Below are 22,267 nucleotides of genomic sequence, written 5' to 3'. Positions count from 1 at the left end.
AATATTGAAAAACTATCTGAATTAAGATATCACTTGTAATTTGTGCTGGTACGTACTTAAGCTTAAGATAGATCTGTGATTTGTAGATTATTTAGTATAAATATTTGTCACTATTTCTAATTGAGAGTATATGCTTAGTTTATTGGTAAGTTATATTAGTGTGTGTATACTTTACTTTAATGTTGAGAAACTATCTGAAAAGTTTTTATGATACTGAGTGTAATTTGTTCTAAGGTACGTTTGTATTTAAGATAAGTAAGTCATTTGGGAATTATTTGTGTGGATGTTTGTTACTATTTCTAGAGTATATGTGCAATTTACTGATAAACAGTATTATTAATAATGTACAGAATATTGAAAAACTATCTGAATTAAGATATCACTTGTAATTTGTGCTGGTACGTACTTAAGCTTAAGATAGATTATGATTTGATATATTATTTATACACATATTTATCACTATTTCTAATCTGTAGAGTATATGTTCTATTTGCTGATAAACTGTATTATTAATAATGCACTTGAATATTAAGAGGCTATCTAGGAAGTTTTAAGAGTGTTGTTTATGGTTTATCCTGATATACATTTCAGCTTAAGAGAGAATAGTAATTTGATAATTATTTGTTTAGATATTTGCTGCTACTTATAAATTTGTAAACCTAATGAAATGGATAATGGATTGTATGAATATCAAATTGTTACAGTACTACACTTGCTAGCTTTGAGTAGAAGCGAAGATATTGATAGATTTTTTAGTGTTGTGAAGCTTAGACAAAACAACTACATACCAGATTTAGAAAAAATTTCTAATGTTAGTAACCGCTTATTATAGTGTACTCAAACGTAAACATTTAATCTTTTATAACTTACAATCTTATTGCAACTAGTGATATTGATACATTAGTAAATATACAACTAATGAATAAATGCAAAGAGTGAAATGATTATAAAAAATCAAATGAAGATTAAGACTATAGCTCTTTAAATGTGGTTGTTTAGTTCATTTATTATCTTTGCAATGTCAGCTCCAATAACTTGTGATAGTTTTTTTCCGTTTTTAAACATCAAAGTAGTTGGTACTGCACTAACTCCATATTGAATAGCAACATCTTGGTTATCTTCAATGCTCAACTTGTATATCTTCACCTGTTCAGCGTACTGCTGTGCTAACTTTTCAAGTTGTGGTTCTAAAGTTTTGCAAGGTCCACACCATGGAGCCCAAAAATCTACTAAAATTAGTATGTCTTCATTGCAAGATATAACTTTACTGTGGAAATCACTATCACTAATTTGCTCGATCATTACTGATACCATGCTTATAAAATTTACTAATATTGTAGAACAGTTGTAAATTATCGCAAGAATAATGATGAAAAAATATTGTTGAAATATGTATTCTATAGTTTATTAAATTAATGTGCATGTATAAGTATCTTTTTGGGTTTTATATAAAACATTTTTAAATGTTAAGTAACATAGGTTCAATGTGTACTTAATGAAAATAATCTGCTTTCCTATTTAATAAATTATTTGCTAGATTGGTTGATTACTTAGTTTTAATAAATCTATTTTTGCTGTATTTTAAAACATACATGTATAGATAGGTCTAATATCTTGATTTAAATAGTATTTGTACTTCAAATGCAAGCCTAATTAAGAAGAGTTAATCAGCTAATTTATATTTAACAGCTTGTTTGATAATCTTATTTTTACTGTTTAATAAACATGCATTTTTAATAAGTTTAAGTACATCTTGGAAGAGACACACTTTAAGACTTTGCAATAATATGAAAGTCAAATGTATTCTTAATAGATGCAAGTTATTAGTTCTAAAAAATAGTAGATTAAAACGTATACTTCATCAATAAGTTTACTTAGAATAAATAACAAACAATACCACTATCCTTTAACATTTTAGAAGTTTTTGAATATGCAAATACTTGTAGTGTTTGATGTAAAATATTTTAACCATAAATATAAAATGTGTTTATAATTCAAATATGTTTAAGTTAAATAATGACAAACTTATTTAAGTTGATAATACTGTTGTTAATGTATTTCCATATTAGCATAAACCACCTTAAACAACATACTAATTATGTCATATTCTTATTATAAACTTCTATCTTTTTCTTTTCTTTTTATTGTATTTATTGTTAAATACACATACTGTATCTGAACCATACCGTAAAGTGAATACATCACTAACTCGTTCAATAATCACATAATCACCCGATATTCTAAAGTTAATCAGTGACTCATATCCTTCAGAGTCTACAGTAAAAATTGAAGGTAGATCTGCATTAATGTGTGCAAACTGCATATAAGTAAACTGATTATCATCAAAGATCTTAAGTGGTACAATTCTCTGACTTCCTCTGTTGTGTGACACTAGGTAGTCAAAATTTAATCCTTTTTTTGCAATTTCGCTATCAGTTAAGTCCGGAATAGCAGGTTGACTAACTGGAAATATCATACCAGAGCTATCTTCTCCAACAAGGTTTTCAGTGGAAGAATATATAAACCTAACTTCATAAGCTAATCTTGGATCATCCAGTCCTTTTGCTTCTTCTGCGAAAAACTCGAAATAGTACACACGCTTGTTTGTAATGATAGTTGCATTTGTATCTGCCTTATCAGCTACAGGCTTAATAAATAACCTATTACCTTTTGGCATTAATTGCCATCCAGTTGAATCACCCATAGATATAGTATCTATGGTCTCGCCTTCTTCAAACAGTATGCTAGACTGATACCCATAAAACCCTGTGTATTTATGTATAGCATGAGGATTGTAAGTCATAACTTTAATGTGATTATCTTGTGCTATAGACCGTACTTCTTGTTTAGCAAAACAAATTGTACTACTAAGTAAAATCAAAACAAAAACTATTGCTGTGTTTCTCATCTGTGTGTGTAGTAAAATATACAACATTTCATTTTAACATTAATCTTACAACTTGCAACAAGTCTATGCAAATTTAGTATGTAAAGTCATAAAATACACATGTTAAAAGTTTATTAAATTACTATGAAAGATTGTTTGTGTCCTAATTTTAGTAGAATGTTTTATATGATTAAATATTAGTAATAAGTCAGTTTAGGTAGACTTGTTGATTAAATTGTTGAGAATTATGTGCTCTGTAGTCTAGATTAGCAATGTATTTAAAGAGTTTAAATCTGGTATTATTACATTATTCTATATTGTTAAATTTGACATAAGTCTGTATTAGAAAAATTTTTAATGTGTTGTTATACGATAATAGTATTTAAAGTATTACTTTTTAATCTGATAATATTATTGAGTTGTATCATTAAATGTTAGTGACATTAAATTAATCTTGGAAAACTTTCTTATTAAGTTTGTGCAAATTATGTACTCTTTAATTTAGTCTGGCAATGTGTTATAAAACATGACTTATTAAACGTTATGTTAGCATTTTATAGTTATTAAAGATTAATAATAAGTATGCATGAGATAAATTTTTGATGAGTTGTTGAAATAATGTTGTTGTGATTTGAGTGTACAATATATTGTAATCATCACTTATTTAATTTAAGCTTATTGTTGTATTACTTATTGAATTTTTATTAGTTTCTGACACACACTTACTTCAGTGATTTGTTAACAGTACTTTACATTACTTGTAATGTATTTAAAAGTTCTGAAATTATCAAAGAATACAACAACTTTATCTATATACTTGTTAATATAATTTATGGTCATGAAAATTATGAGTATACTTAGGTTATATTAGTCTTTATATATGTCAGTATACAGAGTATTAATGTCAGGTTCACTACTATTTTGTGAAAAGTCTACAGCTTCTTTAACTATATTTCTTATTTCTTTATCATATTTATTACATTCTTCGTCAGATACAATATTGTTAGATATTAAGTGGTTTTTTAAGTGAGTAATTGGATCTTTGTTTTCTTTTATTCCTTCTACTTCTTGTTTTGATCTATATTTTGCTGGGTCTGACATAGAATGTCCTCTGTACCGATAAGTTTTCATTTCTAATAGTATTGGCCCATTGTTTGATCTGCAATAGGTTGCTGCATCAATTGCAGCTTGTGTTACAGCAAATAAATTCATACCATCTACTTGATGTCCTGGTATACCAAAACTTTCTCCTTTTTTATATAAATCTGTTATGTAAGATGATCTAGATACAGATGTACCCATTGCATATTCGTTGTTCTCTATAACATATATTACTGGCAGTTTCCATAGTGCAGCAATATTAAAAGCTTCATAAACTTGACCTTGATTAACTGCACCGTCTCCAAAACATGTAAATACAATGTTGTTATTTTTCTTATATTTATTTGCAAGTGCAATACCTGTCCCTATTGGTACTTGTGCGGCAACAATGCCATGACCTCCAAAAAAATTCTTCTCTATATTGAACATGTGCATTGATCCACCTTTACCTTTTGAGCACCCTGTGCTTTTACCCATTAATTCTGCCATTACGTATTTTGGATCTGTCCCTACGGAAAGCATGAATCCATGGTCTCTGTAACTAGTAATAATGGCATCTCCTTCTGTAATGGCATTTTGTATACCTGCTGCTATAGCTTCTTGCCCTATGTATAAATGACAAAAACCACCTATCAGACCCATACCATAGAGTTGGCCAGACTTTTCTTCAAATCTACGCATTAGTAGCATACTGTAATAGCAATTTACCAACTGTTCATTTGTTAAGTTATTAGAATGTTTTTTTGTCATGTATTACCTAAAATATGATGAACTTAATACGTAATATATTTATCAGTTTATTTTATATCAAAATATTGCTAACTTATTTATTAGTACATCGCAACAACTAATTATGTGTTAAATATGTATATTTGTTAATATAGTGATACTAAATAATTTATGATAACAATTAAAATAACTGTTAATCTACTTAATAATTAATGTATTGGTTTCTGTATTACACTAACTTGATAACCAATTTTTTATATCCTGTATTTGATAGTCATCCATTAATGCTGGTGCATGGCCTATATTACGATATTCTATAGAATCAATGTTTTGTTTTGAAAGTAGCATTTTTTTTAATGTACTGTGTGTTAAAACACCTGATAAACTTCCATGTATAACTAATATTTTGCTCTGTATTTTGTCCCATATATTCCATATATTCCATGTATCACTTTCTATCTTACTGATGTCTTCATCTAAAGCCATACCTATTTTAGGATCTGATGCTAATGAGTAAGTGTTATTAGGATTTTGTATAATACTATGCGTAATGATATGTTGCCAGTGATTTTCTTGATTTATGCCGAAGTTAATTAATAAATTTTTAATGTATACTACTGCTTCATCAATTGTGTTAAATGTTGGATTAATATTTATATGTTGAGAAATTTTTTTTAAAGTTGATACCCTGATGGATGGTCCTATATCATTAATGATGAGTTTATTGATTAAATTAGGGAAATATGCAGCTAAATACATTCCTATTATTCCACCCATTGATGTGCCTAAAAAGTCTACTTTATCAATTTTTAAATGTCTAAGTAGGTATACTATACTCTTGCAGTAAGTTGAGTAAGTGTATAATTGGTAATCTTGTAACCATGAGCTTTTACCTCTTCCTACAATATCTGGACAGATGATTTTATAATTGGATGATAGGGTGTTTGCTAAATAATCAAAATCTCTGGCATTTCTTGTTATACCATGTACACATATTAAATAATTATTACTAGTGCTGTTAAAATAATAATAGCACATTGTAAATTTTTCTTTGAGTTGACTTATATTAAGTGTATAGGATATCATAATTGTAAGTATAAATTGATATTGGATTATGATATTTTTTATTCATTTTTAAAATAAGATGCAAATAATAAAAAATAAGTGTTGACATAAGATGAATATGTCGTTAAAAATTATATCTCATGAGATGCATATTGTGTTATGTATCTTGTTGGTTGACAAGTAAGCAAAAAGATTAATTAAATGGTAAGGTTGATGATATTAATCATCAATCAATTCAATTAGCTAAGAGTATAATATAATAAATGCAGTTTTAGTACTGCATATATAGCAAATGAGTAAATAATAAAGAGCATTTGATGGATGCCTTGGCGTTAAGAGGCGATGAAAGACGTGGTAGGCTGCGATAAGCTGCGGGGAATTGTCAGACGAATTTTGATCCGCAGATTTCTGAATGGGGAAACCCAATCAATTTATTGATTATTGCATATTGAATACATAGATATGCAAGGCAAACCTGGTGAACTGAAATATCTCAGTAGCTAGAGGAAAGGAAATCAAAAGAGACTCCGTTAGTAGTGACGAGCGAACACGGACCAGGCCAGTGGTTTATAATTAAAAATTAGAATACTTTGGAAAGAGTAGCCATAGATGGTGATAGCCCAGTATAAGTAAAAAAATTATAAATCCTTGAGTAGGACGGGACACGTGGAATCCTGTTTGAAGATGGGGGGACCATCCTCCAAGCCTAAGTACTCCTTAACGACCGATAGTGGACAAGTACCGTGAGGGAAAGGTGAAAAGAACCCCGGGAGGGGAGTGAAATAGACCCTGAAATCGAATGCTTACAACCAGTTGGAGCCTTATACTTATATTTGTGAGTAATCACAACCTATATTTATTAAGGTGACAGCGTACCTTTTGCATAATGGGTCAGCGAGTTAATCTATTAAGCAAGCTTAAGCCGTTAGGTGTAGGCACAGCGAAAGCGAGTCTGAATAGGGCGTTTAGTTTAATGGATTAGACCCGAAACCAAGTGATCTAACCATGGCCAGGTTGAAGGTGTAGTAAAATACATTGGAGGACCGAACCTGTTACTGTTGCAATAGTATTGGATGAGTTGTGGTTAGGGGTGAAAGGCCAATCAAACTTGGAAATAGCTGGTTCTCCGCGAAATCTATTGAGGTAGAGCGTTGTACTATATACTTTTGGGGGTAGAGCACTGAATGGACTAGGGAGACTCATCCTCTTACCAAATCCAATCAAACTCCGAATACCAATAAGTAGTTATACAGCAGACACACTATGGGTGCTAAGTCCGTGGTGGAAAGGGAAACAGCCCAGATCGCCGTCTAAGGTCCCGAAATTATGGCTAAGTGTGGAAGGAAGTGAGAAGACCAATACAGCTAGTAGGTTGGCTTAGAAGCAGCCATCCTTTAAAGAAAGCGTAACAGCTCACTTGTCTAAATAAGTTTTCTTGCGCCGAAGATGTAACGGGGCTCAAGCCATATGCCGAAGACGCGAATTCCTAATGAAAATTAGGTCTGGTAGCGGAGCGTTTTGTAAGCCTGTGAAGGTAGTCCGTGAGGGCTGCTGGAGGTATCAAAAGTGAGAATGCTGACATGAGTAGCGTAAAAGAGTGTGAAAGCCACTCTCGCCGAAAACCTAAGGTTTCCTGTGTTAAGTCAATCTGCGCAGGGTTAGTCGGATCCTAAGGCGAGGCCGTAAAGGAGTAGTCGATGGAAATCAGGTTAATATTCCTGAACCTTTTAAGCGTGACGGATTTTGTGTTAGTATGAGCCTTATTGGATTGGCTCATGCTTTAAAAAGATCCCAGGAAATAGCGCTTAAGTTTATAAGTCCGTACCGTAAACCGACACTGGTAGGTAGGTAGAGTATACTAAGGCGATTGAGAGAACGATGTTGAAGGAACTCGGCAAATTACACCTGTAACTTAGGGAGAAGGGTGGCCTGTATATGGGCAACCATGTGTAGGTGGCACAGAATAGGGGGTAGCGACTGTTTACTAAAAACACAGGACTCTGCAAACACGTAAGTGGAAGTATAGGGTCTGACGCCTGCCCGGTGCTGGAAGGTTAACATGAGGGGTGCAAGCTCCAAGTCGAAGCCCCAGTAAACGGCGGCCGTAAAACTGACGGTCCTAAGGTAGCGAAATTCCTTGTCGGGTAAGTTCCGACCCGCACGAATGGCGTAACGATTTCTCCACTGTCTCCAACATCGACTCAGCGAAATTGAATTCCCCGTGCTGATGCGGGGTACCCGCGGGTAGACGAAGAGACCCCGTGCACCTTTACTATAGCTTTACATTGATGTTAGGAATGTGATGTGCAGGATAAGTGGGAAACTTTGAAGCTAGGGCGCCAGCTTTGGTGGAGTTGACCTTGAGATACCACTCTTTACATTTTTGATATCTAACTATGCTCCATAGAATCTGGGGTTAGGACATTGTATGGTGGGTAGTTTGACTGGGGCGGTCGCCTCCTAAAGAGTAACGGAGGCGTGCGATGGTAAGCTAGAGCTGGTCAGAAATCAGCTTTTATAGTACAATGGCATAAGCTTGCCTGACTGTGAGGCCGACAGGCCGAACAGAGACGAAAGTCGGTCATAGTGATCCGGTGATTCCGCATGGAAGGGTCATCGCTCAACGGATAAAAGGTACGCCGGGGATAACAGGCTTATGGTGTCTAAGAGTTCATATCGACGACACCGTTTGGCACCTCGATGTCGACTCATCACATCCTGGGGCTGAAGTAGGTCCCAAGGGTTCGGCTGTTCGCCGATTAAAGTGATACGTGAGTTGGGTTTAGAACGTCGTGAGACAGTTCGGTTTCTATCTTCCGTGGGCGTTTGGAAATTTGAGAGGATCTGACTCTAGTACGAGAGGACCGAGTTGGACATACCTCTGGTGTACCAGTTGTTGTGCCAACAGCATCGCTGGGTAGCTAAGTATGGATAGGATAATTACTGAAAGCATCTAAGTAAGAAACCTTCCTTAAGATTAGATTTCCCCATTAGGGCCGTGAAAGACCATCACGTTGATAGGCTGGGTGTGTAAGTATGGTAACATATGTAGCTAACCAGTACTAATAGCCCAATTGATTTACTTATTTTGTAAATATATGTAGTGTTAAAACTGCAAGCTCATCTTTTTGCTTATTTGGGATTTATAGTTTAATTGGGTTGGTGGTAATAGCGGAAGTGGTACACCCAGCTTACATTTCGAACCTGGAAGTTAAGCCTTCTAGCGCTGATGGTACTTTGTCTTAAGGCACGGGAGAGTAAGTCACTGCCACCCTTGTTAAGCTATAAATCCTTCTTTTTATCTTATTTTCTACATTACAAGTATTTTTGAGTAGCTATATTCTTCCATGATTAAAAATCCTATTGCTATACTATCATCAGGGAATATTGTGTTTGTATATAACTTTCATATTTTTTTTCTTTCTGATTTTAAAAGCAGCTAACTCCTGACAAGCTCTAATTTACTGTTATATCTTTTTAGCTAATTCTCATTGTTATAATTATTTTACTTTATTTAGTGTTTTATTTTTAAGCTAATGTTATGACATGGTTTTTCTTAGATGCTTTCAGTAATTATCCTATCCATACTTAGTGATTCTGTTAGCACAACAACTGGTACTTGTCTTATGTTATTGCAGTTTTAAAATTTCATTTTATCATATAACTGTATAATTGTTATGCTTTTTAAAGCTTTTTTTGTTTATAGTTTTTGTTTCTATATTGTGCTTTATTATGGAATTTTTGTATAAATAAGGTATTGTAAAAGTTTTTGTTGTAAAGATTTTTCATTGTAAAGGCGTATTTAAATAATATTCTTACTAATGTAGTGTAAAAATTTTTTTAGCTTATTTATTAGTTTTGATGATTTTTTATTTTAGAGCATTGTAATGAATGCAATGTGTGATTCAGTTTTTACATGTACTTTTTGAAGGTTTGTAACTCTCTAAAATTTAGCAACTTTTTTGCTGATTTATCTAGGTTTTAGTTTTGATAATTTCTTTGTTTGAGAATATTCTAATAAATGCCGTATAACGTTTAATTTTCTAAAGTTCTTACTGTATAAAATTTATGAAAAGTGCTTTTGTTGAACAAGTATGAGAATTTTTACTTATTCTACTGAGTTTTAATTTTATAGTATTGTGTTTAGGATATTGTAATAAATATCATGTGCATTTAGCTGTGAAGTGTGTTTTTTAAAAAAGCTGTAAAATTTTGAAACTTTTTGCATTTACTTAGATTTTGTTTTTGATAATGCTTAAAATATGCATGATAAATGCTATATAAATTTAATTTTCAGGAGTTTTTTTATAAAACTTATAATAACTTTTGTTAATAACTACTAAACACTTTTTTTACTTATTGTATGCTTAGTTTTTTGTTTTGGAATGTCATGAATTAAATATAAATTTTCTTAAAATGTGTAGTAATAATGATTTGTATTATTTTTGAGAGTTTAGTAGTGTTTTATGCCTAAATGTTTGATTTTTGATAGTATTTTGTATAAATTGTGAAATAAATAATATAATTTTCTTTTGAAAAATTCTGCGGATAAGAGCTTGTAAGCATCTAAAAAAATTTTTCTTTAACTTCTGTATTGCATAGTAGTGGATTGAGTGAGGAAACTATGTTTTTTATACTTTGTTCTTTAGCATAAGGTGGTTCTTTGATAAATATTATATGTATTTAAACTTTCTGTAATGTTGGTCACTAATGAGTTTATCTGGTTTAAATTATTGATAATAATTTTTGATAGTAATTAATAAATATACGTTGATTGTTATGTAAAGATTGTAATTTAATATTTCCTTATAGATTTGCATTATTAAGTATGATTCTTGTATAGTTCTGCTTGGTAGCACTAGTTAATTATATTTTCAAATGTTTTTCACATTTTTTATTAGCTATAAGTTTTATGGAAATATTAGTATAGTGATATCTTATGGAAACTCATAATGTGATGTTTTTGTAGGAATGATTTCTAGAGTAATATTCGCGTAATTTTATTATGTTGTTCTATTGTGCGAATTTAGTGTTAGTGTGTTCATTCTTTTTCATAAATTTTCAATAGTGATTTTAGTATTTTGGTTATCCTATGAGGAGAATAGAGTTTAATGTTTTTAATAGTTGTTGAGTTATCAATGTTATTTGTTGATATGATAATAGTCACTTTGTTTAAACATTTTTCTCAGTATTAGTTTCGTGTTATGGTGTTTTATTTATCATGTAATGGGTATCATCATATTAATTATTGCATGTGCACATGATATCATGGTGAGTAATATTTATGGTCTTCGTGTTTTTAATTGTAAGGAAGCATTACATAATTAGTGTTGTTATCTTTTGTAGAAACATCATTAGTAATTGTTAAGTTATGTGAGTATGGTATTACTAGTATAATATTAGAATTTATACTTGTGGTATTTTTTCATTATGGGTTTTAATAGAGATTTTAAATATTAATTGTTATGTTAGTGGATCATAATTTGATGCCTCTCTAGTAATGATAACATCATGAACGTGACTTTCGCGTAACCCTGCTGATGTGATACTAGTAAATTTACATTTTGTTTTCATATCACTTATATTCCTGTTTCCTGTGTACCCCATTGCAGACTTTAACCCGCCTACTAACTGATGGATTACTCCTGCAACTGGTCCTTTAAGTGGGACTCTGCCTTCTATACCTTCTGGAATAAATTTATGATTATTCTCCTGGAAATAACGACTTGCAGATCCATGTTTCATTGCTCCAACTGATCCCATGCCTCTGTATGACTTATATGCACGTCCATTGTAAATTATAATTTCTCCTGGACTCTCATCTGTGCCTGCAAAAATGGATCCTATCATTACAACATCTGCTCCTGCTGCTATAGATTTTGCTATATCTCCAGAATATTTAATACCTCCATCAGCAATAACCTTGATTTTTTTATTTTTACATGCATTTGCAACATTTAGAATTGCTGAGAACTGTGGTACACCTACTCCAGTTACAATTCTCGTTGTACAAATTGATCCTGGTCCTATTCCTACTTTAACAGAGTCTACTCCTGCTTCAATTAGTGCTTGTGCTCCTTCTGCTGTTGCAACATTCCCTCCAATTATTTGAGCATGAGGGAATAAAGACCTAATTTCTTTGACTGTTGTTAAAACTCTTTCAGAATGTCCGTGAGCTGTGTCTACAACTATTATGTCAACATCTTCTGCAATTAATGCTTCAGCCCTTTCTATACCATCTTTTGTTCCCGTACCTACTGCTGCTGCTACTCTTAACCTTGCCCCACTATCTTTGCATGAGTTTGGAAATTGATTGAATTTTTCTATATCTTTTACTGTAATAAGACCAACGCAGCAGTAATTATTATCTACTACTATAAGTCTCTCTTTTCTATATTGATGTAGTAATTTTATTGCATCTGCGCGCTCTATACCTTCTGGAACTGTAATCAAGTGATCTTTAGTCATTATATCAGCTACTTTACAGCCTTTATCTTCGATAAACCTTACATCACGGTTTGTTAGTATGCCAACTAAAAGTTTGCCATTTTCTGTATCTGTTACTACAGGTATTCCTGAATAGCTATATTCTTCCATTATTGAAAGTGCTACTGCTAAACTATCATCAGGAGAAACTGCAATTGGGTTGTACACTATCCAGCTTTCATATTTTTTTACTTTCCTGACTTCAAGTAGCTGCTTATCTATAGGTAAGTTTTTATGTATACAGCCTATGCCTCCATGTTGTGCCAATGCTATGGCAAGTTTTGCTTCTGTTACTGTGTCCATTGCTGCGGAAATAAGAGGAATTTTTAACTCTATTTCATTTGTTATGTAAGTTGTAACATCTGTTTCTGAGGGCAATACATTGGATGCTGATGGAATAATTAGTATATCGTCAAAGGCATAAGAAAGTTCCACTTTTTTTCCATAAAAGATTTGTCATAGAGTATATTAATTTTTAATTATTTTTGCAATAATATTACTCAATATAATCTGTGTGTGTATTGATTACTTACTACATATGCTACATCTGACGTGATAATTTCTTATACCTTGGGAATTAAAAAAGGCTATTTAATTAAGGTGCTTGCGGTCATTGTATTATCCATTTTACTTACGCAGAGAATTGTTCATTAATAATTCGTTCCTCTAAGTTGTGCCCTTTATCAAACAATAGTGTAATAGTAATATCATTGTCTTTTTTTATCTTGATGTTTGTAATATTACGAAATTCTGTGTAGTCAGCAACTGCTGATACAGAACGTATTTTTGGGTTAATAACATCTACCTCTATTATTGTAGAATTTGTTAATATAGCTCCTCTCCAACGTCTTGGTCTGAATGAATTGATTGCAGTTAAAGATAGAACGTTAGAACTTAAAGGTAATATAGAACCTCCTGCGGAAAAATTATAAGCTGTACTACCAGCTGGTGTTGACACTAAAATACCATCTGATACTAGTTTTTCCATTACTAATCTACTATTGATTTTTATTTGTAGGTTTGCAGCTTGATGAGTACTACGAAATAAAGAAACTTCATTTATAGCAATAGCATTATGCTGATTTTTATTAGTATCGATAGCGACCATATTTAACACTGTTAATTGTGTTGGAACAGACTGATTAATGCGATCTATAAGGTTATGGTCTGAATATTGATTTAACAAGAATCCTACAGTACCATAGTTGATACCGTAAACTGGTATATTAATGTATTTACTGACTATGTAGTTATGTAAGCTATGTAGCATTAACCCATCACCACCTATTACTACAAGTAAATCAATAGCAGCCTCTTTATTTTTTTTGATATCTATAAGACCATATTGCTTCTCTAGAGTAAGAGCTACACTTTTATCAAAGTCATCAAAAAAAACATATCCAATGTTTTTATATTTACTCATGTGCAATTACGAAAAAAAACACGCGTACAAATTGATTTTATAGATCTAAATCGCCAAATTTACTAATGAATTTTGCAGCTTTGCTATTTTTTTTGCTCACAGTTCTGAGGTTTGGATTCCACGCTGGGTGATTAAAGCAGTCACTTTCTAGGTGAATTTTTATTAATTCGTTCTTTTTACCTAAAGTGGACTTCATTTTTCTTTCTTCTCCGTTGGTAAATATAGTCAATATATCATTGGTTTCTGGATGTATCCCTTTTTTCATTCTGTAAACCTTTTCAAATGTTTTGTAGTATAAATTTATTTGTAACCTATGTTTGTAGCATTTATATGTGTCATTTGTCAATTTATATTAAGGGACTTTAATGATGGATATGTAAATTATTTTGACTAAGTTGCTATAACGAGATATTATATAGTTGATAGGTGATCGAGGATGTATAAGATGATTTTGATGTTCCCTGGTCAGGGCTCTCAATTTGTATCTATGGGGAAAGATATATATGACAACTTTGCTGTTGCTCGTTATGTCTTTCATGAGGTAGATGACATATTGAATAAAAAGTTATCTAAAATAATGTTCGAAGGTTCTATCGAAAATTTAACTTCAACTGATAATGCGCAATTAGCATTAATGGTGACTTCTATAGCAACATTGCGGGCTATAGAGTATGTCTTAGGTAAGCCAATACATTTATTTAATAAGGTAAAGTACATGGCAGGACATTCAGTTGGTGAATGTGTAGCGTTATGTGCATCTGGCGCATTAACTTTATATGAAGTTACACAACTTCTGCTAATAAGAAGCCAAGCTATGTATGATGCAGTGCCTCTAGGATATGGAGGAATGTGTGCATTAATAGGTGGTAGCTTAGAAGATGTAGAAAATGTTGTGAAAATGGCACAAGAGTATGGAGTTTGTGAAATTGCTAATGATAACTGTGATGGTCAAGTTGTTGTTAGTGGCGTTAAAGCAGCTCTTGAGCAATTACCAGACTTGATAAAAGATACTGGTATAAAAAAAGTTATAAAGTTACAAGTCAGTGGACCATTCCATTCATCATTGATGAACTCTGCATGTGATAAATTACAGCAATTTATTGAGCGTATTGAAGATATGAAAATGCCATTAGTCAAAGTTATATCTAATGTATCTGCAACAGAATATACTGATTGTCTCATGATCAAAGATTTAATAGCTAAACAGCTAATAAGTAGAGTTCGTTGGCGTGAAAGTATTTTGTATATGATAAAACAAGGGTGCACGTGCTTTATTGAAGTTGGTGCTGGTACTACGCTATCAGGGTTGGTGAAAAGGATTAGTCCAAATGTTTCTGCTGTTAGTGTGAACACGGCAAGTTGTATTGATTCTATAACGCAGCATTTTGCTGTAAATGCCGGTTTTGTTAATGCGTAGAATGTAGTATGTGCTTGTAACGATCTTTGTTATCTTCCTACTATAGTTTCAGTTATGTTTTTTGTGCATCGCTGTCTTAGTTGAATGGTTTTTTTATATTAATAAATCTTCTGGCTATGATGACCGCATAAATTTAGTAAAGAATAAGTATATTTATACTTATCTTTCTTAGGTGTAGATAACTTTAGGTATTCTTGCTTGCATATTACTCAATTAATAAAATAATAAAGTGTTTTTATCTAATAAGGTTAATTGATTGTTATGTTCATTACTTTTGAAGGTATAGATGGTTCTGGTAAAACTACTCAATCACACTTGTTAACAGAGTATTTATCTAAGATATATGGTGTTAACAATGTTGTGTTGACTAGAGAACCTGGTGGCACTTTATTAAATGAGGCAGTACGTGACTTATTATTTCAGGCTAAAGGGTTAGATAGTCTATCAGAGTTATTGTTTTTTATTGCTATGCGTAGAGAGCATTTTATGAAAGTAATAAAACCTTCTTTAATGCAAAAAAAAATAGTAGTTTGTGACAGATTTATTGATTCAACAATTGCATATCAAGGTTATGGACAAGGAATTGATTGTAATTTGATATGTCAGTTGAATGATCTTGTTGTTGATATGTATCCTGATATTACATTTGTTATTGATGTTGATGTTCATGAATCATTATCTAGGTCTTGTAAGAATGGGTATGAATTTGCTGAACTAGAGTTTTATTATAGGGTAAGGAATGGTTTTTATAGTATTGTTGAAAAAAATCCGCATCGTTGCCATATAATTACTGATAACAATGAGATTTGTGATATTGATGGTATCAATCTTATACATCTGAAAATAGTAAAGGTGTTGCAAATGGTATAAATTTGTGAATAGCATATTCGTCTTGTTTTTTTTATAACTTTATAAATTTAACAGATTTAAATTAATTATGGGGGATGTTTTGAATAGAAAATTTTTAGCATGGTTTTTGGTATCAATGTTTTATGCATATCAATATATATTGAGAGTACTTCCTAATGTTATTGCATCTATATCTATAGAGAAATTTAAAATTAGTGCTATAGCATTTGGTCAGTTCTCTGGATTGTATTACATTGGATACACATTAGCACATATACCGATAGGTATTTTTTTAGATAAATATGGTCCCAGAGTAGTATTACCAATTTGTGTTGTTTTGACATTTATTGGGTTAGTCCCATTATTAATATCTGATGTGTGGTTATTTGCTCAAATTGGGAGAATAGTCACAGGTATCGGTTCAGCTGGATCTGCTCTTGGTCTTTTTAAGGTTGCTAATATGTATTATAATAATAGATTTGCTAGAATGTCTGGTATTTCTATTATAATAGGACTATTAGGTGCAATGTATGGGGGATTACCAGTTTTATCTTTATTGGATAAGCTTGGATGGGAAAATTTATTCCTCATATTTATTGCTATAGGTGCTGTGTTGGCAGTATTGTTATATGTCTTTATGTTGCCTTATGATAGGGGTGGTATTGATGACGCTAGTAATAGTATATTGAGTAACATTAAGTTGGTTATATGTAATAAGTACATTATTATAATCAGCTTGCTTGCAGGCTTCATGATAGGACCTTTGGAAGGTTTTGCTGATGGATGGGTAACTTCATTTTTAAGAGCAGTAGGTAATATGGATAAAGAAGCATCTGCTTTACTTCCTTCTACAATATTTATTGGTGTGTGCTTTGGTGCATTTATTTTACCTTATATGTTTGAGAACATGTCATTTAATGGCTGGAATTTGCTTATAGCTTCTGGTTTTGGTATGATGATACCTTTCTTAATATTGTATATTAATAGCTCCAATGCTTTATTGGTAACAGTGTTATTCTTCCTTATAGGGTTCTTTTCAGCATATCAGATCATCACAACTTGTAAGGTGTTGAGTTATGTTAATGATAGTGTAGTTGCGTTAGCTACTGCTGTGAATAACATGATAGCTATGGCTTTTGGTTATTTTTTCCATACTGCTATATCTTGTGTAATAGATGTATTGTGGGATGGCAAAATTGTAGGGTCAGAACCAGTGTATACTAAAGCATTGATGCTAAAATCTATGTTATTTGTTCCTGGTGGTTTGTTAATAGGAATTATAGGATTTGTATATCTTAAATATACAGTTAGAGAGAATAAGTAACCTTACTAATACAGTTGTATATAATTTGTCTATAGAATATAGGTGTTATATATAACTGTATTTTTCTGTTGAGAGTATAGAGTTTATTAGCAGTACTTGATCTGTACTATTTAACATATGTATTAATTATTATTTTCTTGATTAATCGATAAAGCTAATTACATGTAATACTTTTACTTCAGTTTATTTGTTTATGTTCTTAGTGTGGTATAGAGCTACAGTTTTGAGTTGTAGTAATAATCAAATAATTTTATTCTGTTGATCTAATAACCTGTTATTCCTTCTATTTACTAGGAATGTAATGCTAAACACTTAATTGTATGATGTTTAGATAGTGAAGAAATTGTTTTCATGTTGGTTTGTAGTACTGTTATGAATTATTGTTTGTCTTTTATGTATTTAAAAGTATAACTAGCATTTAATTGTAATGAATGTCTTATACTAATTAGGATATATGTATAAATAGTTTAGCATATTGCTTTGTTGGCTTCAAGTTTTATAAAAAAATTGTATTTGATGTGTTATTAAATTATTTTGTTATTAATATATATCCTAATGTTACATTGGATATACTTGTATTATTGTATTCATGAATCATTATTTACTCTTGTGTAAGAGTAGTATGAATTTATCTGTTTGTTACAGTGTAAGGAGTGATTTCTATAGTTTGTTGAAAAGAATTCACATTGTTGCTATATAAATTACTAATAACAATTGTAAAATTGTTGATCTTAATATCTGAACATAATATTGTAGGTGAAATAAATTTATCTAGATAGCATGTGAGTTTTTGTACAGCTTGATAAATTGGAAAGAATATAAATCTGGTTTTTGTATGAACTATATTGTTAAGTTTTATTTGGAGTTATTCTAATTGTTGAATAGCAAATGTGCTATTTTTATGAAAAGGTATTTCAGAATATAAACTTGTAAGCAACATGTATGGTTTGTTTTTATGGATTTGTAAACTTAACAAATTGCTTGATAGTTATAGATTTTTGTAAGGACTGTTAAAATTTATTTGGGATTATTCTGATTGAATGGCATTGAGGTACCATTTTTTATTGGAAAGTGTAATGTCCTTTCTGAAAGTCCATACATCTTCAATCTTATTGATCTTTGATGTACTGCCTTGTATTACATTATCATCTTTATCTTTTACAAAGTTTATTTGTTCAGTGATAAACTTTACTGTGATATATGCAATATTCCCTGAAAGATCTAGTTTTATTATTTTATGAGATGTTACTGATACAATAATATCTTCATATACATGATTAAGCTTTTTTCTATTTTCTATTTCTTCTGAAAATGAGTTATATAAATTGGTGTCTAATAACATAGACAATATATGTACATTACCTTCATTAAAGGCTTTTATTATAATTTCAAATGCCTTTATTGACCCGTCCATGAAGTGTTTTAGTGAAAATTCTTTGTCTTTCTTTTTAATTTGATTGATTATTGATTTTTCATCTTTATTACAAGTATCCATTACGGATTCTATTTCAATTTCAGCATCATCGTATTCTTGTGTGTCTTCTACTACAATGCTTATAGCTTGTGAATGGTTGTTTGGTTGTAATCCTGAGGTTTTTCCAAGTGAGTTGTATAGTCGGAAAAAAATGAATGCTGCTAACAATGCATATATTGCTAATTCAACCATATAATCCTAATTTTTATTGACAAAAGTATATACTGTGTATACTCAATTAATATTATAGCTTAGTGTACGTTAATCAATAATTAATTACATTATTTTACTTGGGAGCTTGTTAGTATGTCGTATAAATTGAAAGTTAAGGGTCAGTATATTAAGGATCTTTCATTTGAGAATCAAAATTCTCCTCAAATCTTTGTAATGATTAGTAAAACTCCACCTGAAATTAATATTTCTGTTAACGTTAGTTCTGTAAGTCTTCCAGTAAAAGCACAAGATCAAGAAAATGGGCAATCTTTAGACAATAAAGTAGAACCATTATATGAAGTTACACTGCAAGTTAATGCTGAAGCTCGTGTTGGTACTACAGTAGCGTTTATTTGTGAAGTTAAGTATTGTGGTGTGTTTTCCGTTGAAAATAGTGATGCAAGTAATGGAGAGGAATTAAGCCAGCAGGATATGAGAGATATGTTGTTAATTTCTGCTCCAAGTATCTTGTTTCCATTTGTTAGGGAATTGATTTCTAGAATTACTGCGACAGGTGGATTCCCTCCGTTAATGCTTGATGTTGTTGATTTTAAAGCAATGTATGAATCTCAAATAAAACAGAATGCTGCTGAACAAAATGATAATGGTCAACATACTGAAAAGTAGTTTTGTTAACTATAATTTAATTTGTGATTTAAGACGACTTGTAGTAATTTGTAGTTAAATTAAATTAACTACAGGTTTTTTATATTATGAAGTTTTTAATATTAGGGAAGCTATTTTGTTTGTTAGCAATGGTTTCCTTTTTTGGTGTTGCTTTTTGTTCTGATAGTCAGGAAGAGATTACGGAAAAGTTTTATTCTGATACTCTTGTTAAGTTGAGTGACGATATTACTGCTAAAAAATTATTAAGTTTGTTACCTAATGATCGTTTTGTAGGTAATACAAAAGCTCCAGTTGTAATAATAGAATACGCTTCGTTTTCTTGTATGCATTGTGCGCATTTTACATTGAATGTATTTCCAGAGTTAGAGCGTAAGTACATTAAAACAGGCAAAGTACTGTATATTTTTAGGAACTTTCCGTTAGACTATGTTTCACTAAAAGCTGCTATGTTAGGTACATGTTATAATACTGCTAGTAGATTTTTTACTTATACTAGAGCCGTATTTAGCTCAATAGAAGCACTGGTAACTAATTATAAAGACTTAGGTGTGTTATCCAATATTGCAAAAATTAGTAATATAAGTGATGAAAGATTTGAGAAGTGCATTAATGATGAAGATATAATGAATTATGTTATTCAAGAAAAATTTGTTGCAAATAGGAAGTTACAGGTAAATGCTACTCCTGTATTTTTTATTAATGGAAAAAAGTATGATAAATCTCATGATATTGAAAGTTTTTCCGAAACAATTGATGAGCTAATAATGTTACATCCAAATTATTCACTAGTTAGTGGAAAATCTTAATTTTTAATAAAATTGATCTTAACTATTAAGAATTTTAAGTTAAGCATTTATAGAATGTATTATATGTGAAAATCTTTATTTATTGATATAATTTTATAGGATGTGTAATGCATCTATTAGCCGAAAGGCTTATGTCAAGTGTTTGTAATTGACATTATATATGAATGAACTTTGAGTTATATAATTTAAAATAGATATGTGTAATGCGTTTGTGTTATAGTTAATCATTAGTGTGAATATAATTCTACTGTGTGATTTAGTGTTTGTATAGTTAGTTTTTGTGCCTTATTTTTGAAGTAAATATCATAATACAGCTCTACGTTTGTAATTAATTATCTAGGAATAGATGTGTATAAACATTGTAACGTTATATTTCTTAACTAGTAAGTCTATTTAGTTTTATAAACATTAAGTGCTACAGTTTCTATTATGTGTGAAACATTTGCACTATATCACCATAAGAAGGCAAATTTTCAATCTGACCTATAGCTGCTAATGTTATTTTATTATTACTACCTAATAAGTTATGGATACAATTTTGTAGATCTGTAAGTGTAATCTCAGAAATTTTCTTTATTAGTTCTTCTTTTAAAATGTATCGATTATAGTGAGAGTAGTAATATCCTAAAGATTCAGCACGTGCAGTAGTGCTCTCTCTTGACATTAGTATCTCAGAGATTAATTTACCTTTTGCTCTTGTGATCTCATTTTCTTCTAGATTCATGGTAATGCTTTTTACTTCAGAAGCTATTGTGGTAAGTAATTGGATTAAATTGTTTTTATCTGTTGCTGCATATATGGAGAAAATACCATTATCACTGTAGCTGGAATTAAAAGATGATATGGTATATACTAGTCCTAGTTGTTCACGGATTTTTTGAAAAAGACGTGATGACATGCCATTCCCTAATATTGAATCTAAAATTTGTATAGTGTAAAATAGGTCATCTTTATATGAAACACTAGGAAATCCTATGACTAAATGTACTTGTTCTAAGTTTCTTATTTCTCTATATTCTCCACTATAGTAAACTGATGGTGCTGCTGTTTTAGGTTCTGATTTTTTCATGTTAGAAAAATGCTGAGATACTAGATCAATGACTTCTTCATGTGTGATATTTCCAGCTACTGATAATAACATGTTTCCAGCATGGTAGTACTCACTCATATAAGTCTGGAGATCTTCTTTAGAAAGGTTAGTTACTGATTCTGGAGTTCCTAAAATAGATTTTCCAAATATTTGATTAGGATAAGCTGCCTCTATGTACTTATCAAAAATTATACTAGTAGGAGAATCATTGGTTTGATATATTTCCTGTAATACTACTCCTTTTTCTCTGTCTATTTCTTCTTGTGGAAATTGTGAATTTAGTATTATGTCTGCAAGAACTTCTATAGCTATTTTAATGTCTCTTTTTAATGTTTTTACATGATAGACAGTGTGTTCTCTATCTGTATGTGCATTAAAATTTCCACCAATGTCATCAAAGATTTGTGCTATATCAAGTGCAGTACGAGTTTTAGTACCTTTGAAAGCCATGTGCTCTAAGAAATGTGATATACCGGTTATGTTTGTATTTTCGTATCTACTTCCAACATTAATCCAGATGTTAATAGATATAGATTCTACATGAGGCATTGTATCAGTTATTATCGTAAAGTTATTTCTAAACTGTGTAATACTTGGTGACATGACTTTAAAAAAATAAGAAATTAATGTATTATAGTGTATACAGTTAATGATATAACAGCAACAAATATAATAAAATATTGGTATGCAAAAATTATGATTTGTAGTAACCTTAAAGAATTTTCATAAAGTATTTTTTCTAATAATTTTGCGAATTTTAATTTACAAATATATTA

At 31.0% G+C, this 22,267-nt stretch carries 15 protein-coding genes and 2 rRNA genes; 8 read left to right on the top strand and 9 right to left on the bottom strand.

The genetic code is table 11. The annotated features are described in order from the left end of the window. Positions 1 to 667: 667 nt before the first annotated feature. Complete coding sequence (locus ECAJ_RS05055; RefSeq protein ID WP_155799209.1) at positions 668 to 832, top strand: hypothetical protein; 165 nt, start codon at positions 668 to 670, stop codon at positions 830 to 832. Between the two features lie 149 nt (positions 833 to 981). On the opposite strand, the gene trxA is transcribed toward ECAJ_RS05055, so the two are convergent. The 4 genes from trxA to ECAJ_RS04035 all read right to left on the bottom strand — a co-directional run bounded on the left by trxA (position 982) and on the right by ECAJ_RS04035 (position 5,803). Continuing rightward, positions 982 to 1,302 (bottom strand): thioredoxin, encoded by a 321-nt coding sequence (gene trxA / locus ECAJ_RS04050; protein ID WP_044262205.1) that lies wholly within the window; start codon positions 1,300 to 1,302, stop codon positions 982 to 984. A gap of 820 nt (positions 1,303 to 2,122) precedes the next feature. Further along, positions 2,123 to 2,908, bottom strand: coding sequence for a TrbG/VirB9 family P-type conjugative transfer protein (locus tag ECAJ_RS04045; RefSeq protein WP_044262055.1), 786 nt, complete (start codon positions 2,906 to 2,908; stop codon positions 2,123 to 2,125). A gap of 846 nt (positions 2,909 to 3,754) precedes the next feature. Further along, a complete protein-coding gene (gene pdhA, locus ECAJ_RS04040; protein ID WP_011304894.1) occupies positions 3,755 to 4,738 on the bottom strand; it encodes a pyruvate dehydrogenase (acetyl-transferring) E1 component subunit alpha in 984 nt (327 codons plus the stop codon). A 213-nt stretch (positions 4,739 to 4,951) separates the two neighbouring features. Beyond that, positions 4,952 to 5,803 carry an alpha/beta fold hydrolase gene (locus ECAJ_RS04035; RefSeq protein WP_011304893.1) on the bottom strand — a complete coding sequence of 284 codons (852 nt, stop codon included), beginning with the start codon at positions 5,801 to 5,803 and terminating at the stop codon, positions 4,952 to 4,954. Between the two features lie 273 nt (positions 5,804 to 6,076). On the opposite strand from ECAJ_RS04035, the gene ECAJ_RS04030 reads away from it, so the two are divergent. Together ECAJ_RS04030 and rrf are read left to right on the top strand one after the other, a co-directional pair. Beyond that, positions 6,077 to 8,869 (top strand): 23S ribosomal RNA (locus ECAJ_RS04030). A gap of 71 nt (positions 8,870 to 8,940) precedes the next feature. Beyond that, positions 8,941 to 9,056: ribosomal RNA gene (gene rrf, locus ECAJ_RS04025) — 5S ribosomal RNA — on the top strand. Between the two features lie 2,189 nt (positions 9,057 to 11,245). On the opposite strand, the gene guaB is transcribed toward rrf, so the two are convergent. From guaB to rpmE, 3 genes are all read right to left on the bottom strand, one after another. Next, on the bottom strand, positions 11,246 to 12,703 hold the full coding sequence (guaB, locus tag ECAJ_RS04020) for an IMP dehydrogenase (protein ID WP_011304892.1): 1,458 nt from the start codon (positions 12,701 to 12,703) through the stop codon (positions 11,246 to 11,248). A gap of 196 nt (positions 12,704 to 12,899) precedes the next feature. Further along, the gene (locus tag ECAJ_RS04015) at positions 12,900 to 13,691 is read right to left on the bottom strand and encodes an NAD kinase (RefSeq protein ID WP_011304891.1); all 792 of its coding nucleotides are present in this window, start codon (positions 13,689 to 13,691) and stop codon (positions 12,900 to 12,902) included. A 37-nt stretch (positions 13,692 to 13,728) separates the two neighbouring features. After that, positions 13,729 to 14,037, bottom strand: coding sequence for a 50S ribosomal protein L31 (gene rpmE / locus ECAJ_RS04010; RefSeq protein ID WP_231243029.1), 309 nt, complete (start codon positions 14,035 to 14,037; stop codon positions 13,729 to 13,731). Positions 14,038 to 14,136: 99 nt separating this feature from the next. Here rpmE and fabD point away from each other — a divergent pair, with 99 nt between their 5' ends. From fabD to ECAJ_RS03995, 3 genes are all read left to right on the top strand, one after another. Then, positions 14,137 to 15,108, top strand: a complete 972-nt coding sequence (fabD, locus tag ECAJ_RS04005) for an ACP S-malonyltransferase (protein WP_044262203.1) — start codon at positions 14,137 to 14,139, stop codon at positions 15,106 to 15,108. Between the two features lie 261 nt (positions 15,109 to 15,369). Beyond that, entirely contained in the window at positions 15,370 to 15,978 is a 609-nt protein-coding gene (gene tmk / locus ECAJ_RS04000; RefSeq protein ID WP_011304888.1) for a dTMP kinase, read from the top strand. A gap of 67 nt (positions 15,979 to 16,045) precedes the next feature. Next, entirely contained in the window at positions 16,046 to 17,281 is a 1,236-nt protein-coding gene (locus tag ECAJ_RS03995) for an MFS transporter (RefSeq protein ID WP_011304887.1), read from the top strand. Positions 17,282 to 18,308: 1,027 nt separating this feature from the next. Here ECAJ_RS03995 and ECAJ_RS03990 read toward each other — a convergent pair. Further along, positions 18,309 to 18,947, bottom strand: coding sequence for a Tim44/TimA family putative adaptor protein (locus ECAJ_RS03990; protein ID WP_011304886.1), 639 nt, complete (start codon positions 18,945 to 18,947; stop codon positions 18,309 to 18,311). Between the two features lie 114 nt (positions 18,948 to 19,061). Between ECAJ_RS03990 and secB the strand changes: the two genes are divergently transcribed. Together secB and ECAJ_RS03980 are read left to right on the top strand one after the other, a co-directional pair. Then, positions 19,062 to 19,595, top strand: coding sequence for a protein-export chaperone SecB (gene secB / locus ECAJ_RS03985; RefSeq protein ID WP_011304885.1), 534 nt, complete (start codon positions 19,062 to 19,064; stop codon positions 19,593 to 19,595). A gap of 86 nt (positions 19,596 to 19,681) precedes the next feature. Continuing rightward, positions 19,682 to 20,401, top strand: coding sequence for a DsbA family protein (locus ECAJ_RS03980; protein ID WP_011304884.1), 720 nt, complete (start codon positions 19,682 to 19,684; stop codon positions 20,399 to 20,401). A gap of 427 nt (positions 20,402 to 20,828) precedes the next feature. Here the strand turns inward: ECAJ_RS03980 and ECAJ_RS03975 are convergent, their stop codons facing one another. After that, positions 20,829 to 22,094, bottom strand: coding sequence for a M16 family metallopeptidase (locus ECAJ_RS03975; protein ID WP_011304883.1), 1,266 nt, complete (start codon positions 22,092 to 22,094; stop codon positions 20,829 to 20,831). Positions 22,095 to 22,267: the final 173 nt, after the last annotated feature.

This window comes from Ehrlichia canis str. Jake (assembly GCF_000012565.1).
Taxonomy (GTDB): Bacteria; Pseudomonadota; Alphaproteobacteria; order Rickettsiales; family Anaplasmataceae; genus Ehrlichia; species Ehrlichia canis.
Note: the sequence above shows the minus strand (reverse complement) of the source record. Positions and strands in the feature narration are given on the sequence as shown.

Bases quoted from the DNA above. Each gene is read 5' to 3' on its own strand.
- ECAJ_RS05055 (WP_155799209.1), top strand. From the start codon at position 668: ATGGATAATGGATTGTATGAATATCAAATTGTTACAGTACTACACTTG.
- trxA (WP_044262205.1), bottom strand. From the start codon at position 1,302: ATGATCGAGCAAATTAGTGATAGTGATTTCCACAGTAAAGTTATATCT.
- ECAJ_RS04045 (WP_044262055.1), bottom strand. From the start codon at position 2,908: ATGAGAAACACAGCAATAGTTTTTGTTTTGATTTTACTTAGTAGTACA.
- pdhA (WP_011304894.1), bottom strand. From the start codon at position 4,738: ATGACAAAAAAACATTCTAATAACTTAACAAATGAACAGTTGGTAAAT.
- ECAJ_RS04035 (WP_011304893.1), bottom strand. From the start codon at position 5,803: ATGATATCCTATACACTTAATATAAGTCAACTCAAAGAAAAATTTACA.
- ECAJ_RS04015 (WP_011304891.1), bottom strand. From the start codon at position 13,691: ATGAGTAAATATAAAAACATTGGATATGTTTTTTTTGATGACTTTGAT.
- fabD (WP_044262203.1), top strand. From the start codon at position 14,137: ATGATTTTGATGTTCCCTGGTCAGGGCTCTCAATTTGTATCTATGGGG.
- tmk (WP_011304888.1), top strand. From the start codon at position 15,370: ATGTTCATTACTTTTGAAGGTATAGATGGTTCTGGTAAAACTACTCAA.
- ECAJ_RS03995 (WP_011304887.1), top strand. From the start codon at position 16,046: ATGGGGGATGTTTTGAATAGAAAATTTTTAGCATGGTTTTTGGTATCA.
- ECAJ_RS03990 (WP_011304886.1), bottom strand. From the start codon at position 18,947: ATGGTTGAATTAGCAATATATGCATTGTTAGCAGCATTCATTTTTTTC.
- secB (WP_011304885.1), top strand. From the start codon at position 19,062: ATGTCGTATAAATTGAAAGTTAAGGGTCAGTATATTAAGGATCTTTCA.
- ECAJ_RS03980 (WP_011304884.1), top strand. From the start codon at position 19,682: ATGAAGTTTTTAATATTAGGGAAGCTATTTTGTTTGTTAGCAATGGTT.
- ECAJ_RS03975 (WP_011304883.1), bottom strand. From the start codon at position 22,094: ATGTCACCAAGTATTACACAGTTTAGAAATAACTTTACGATAATAACT.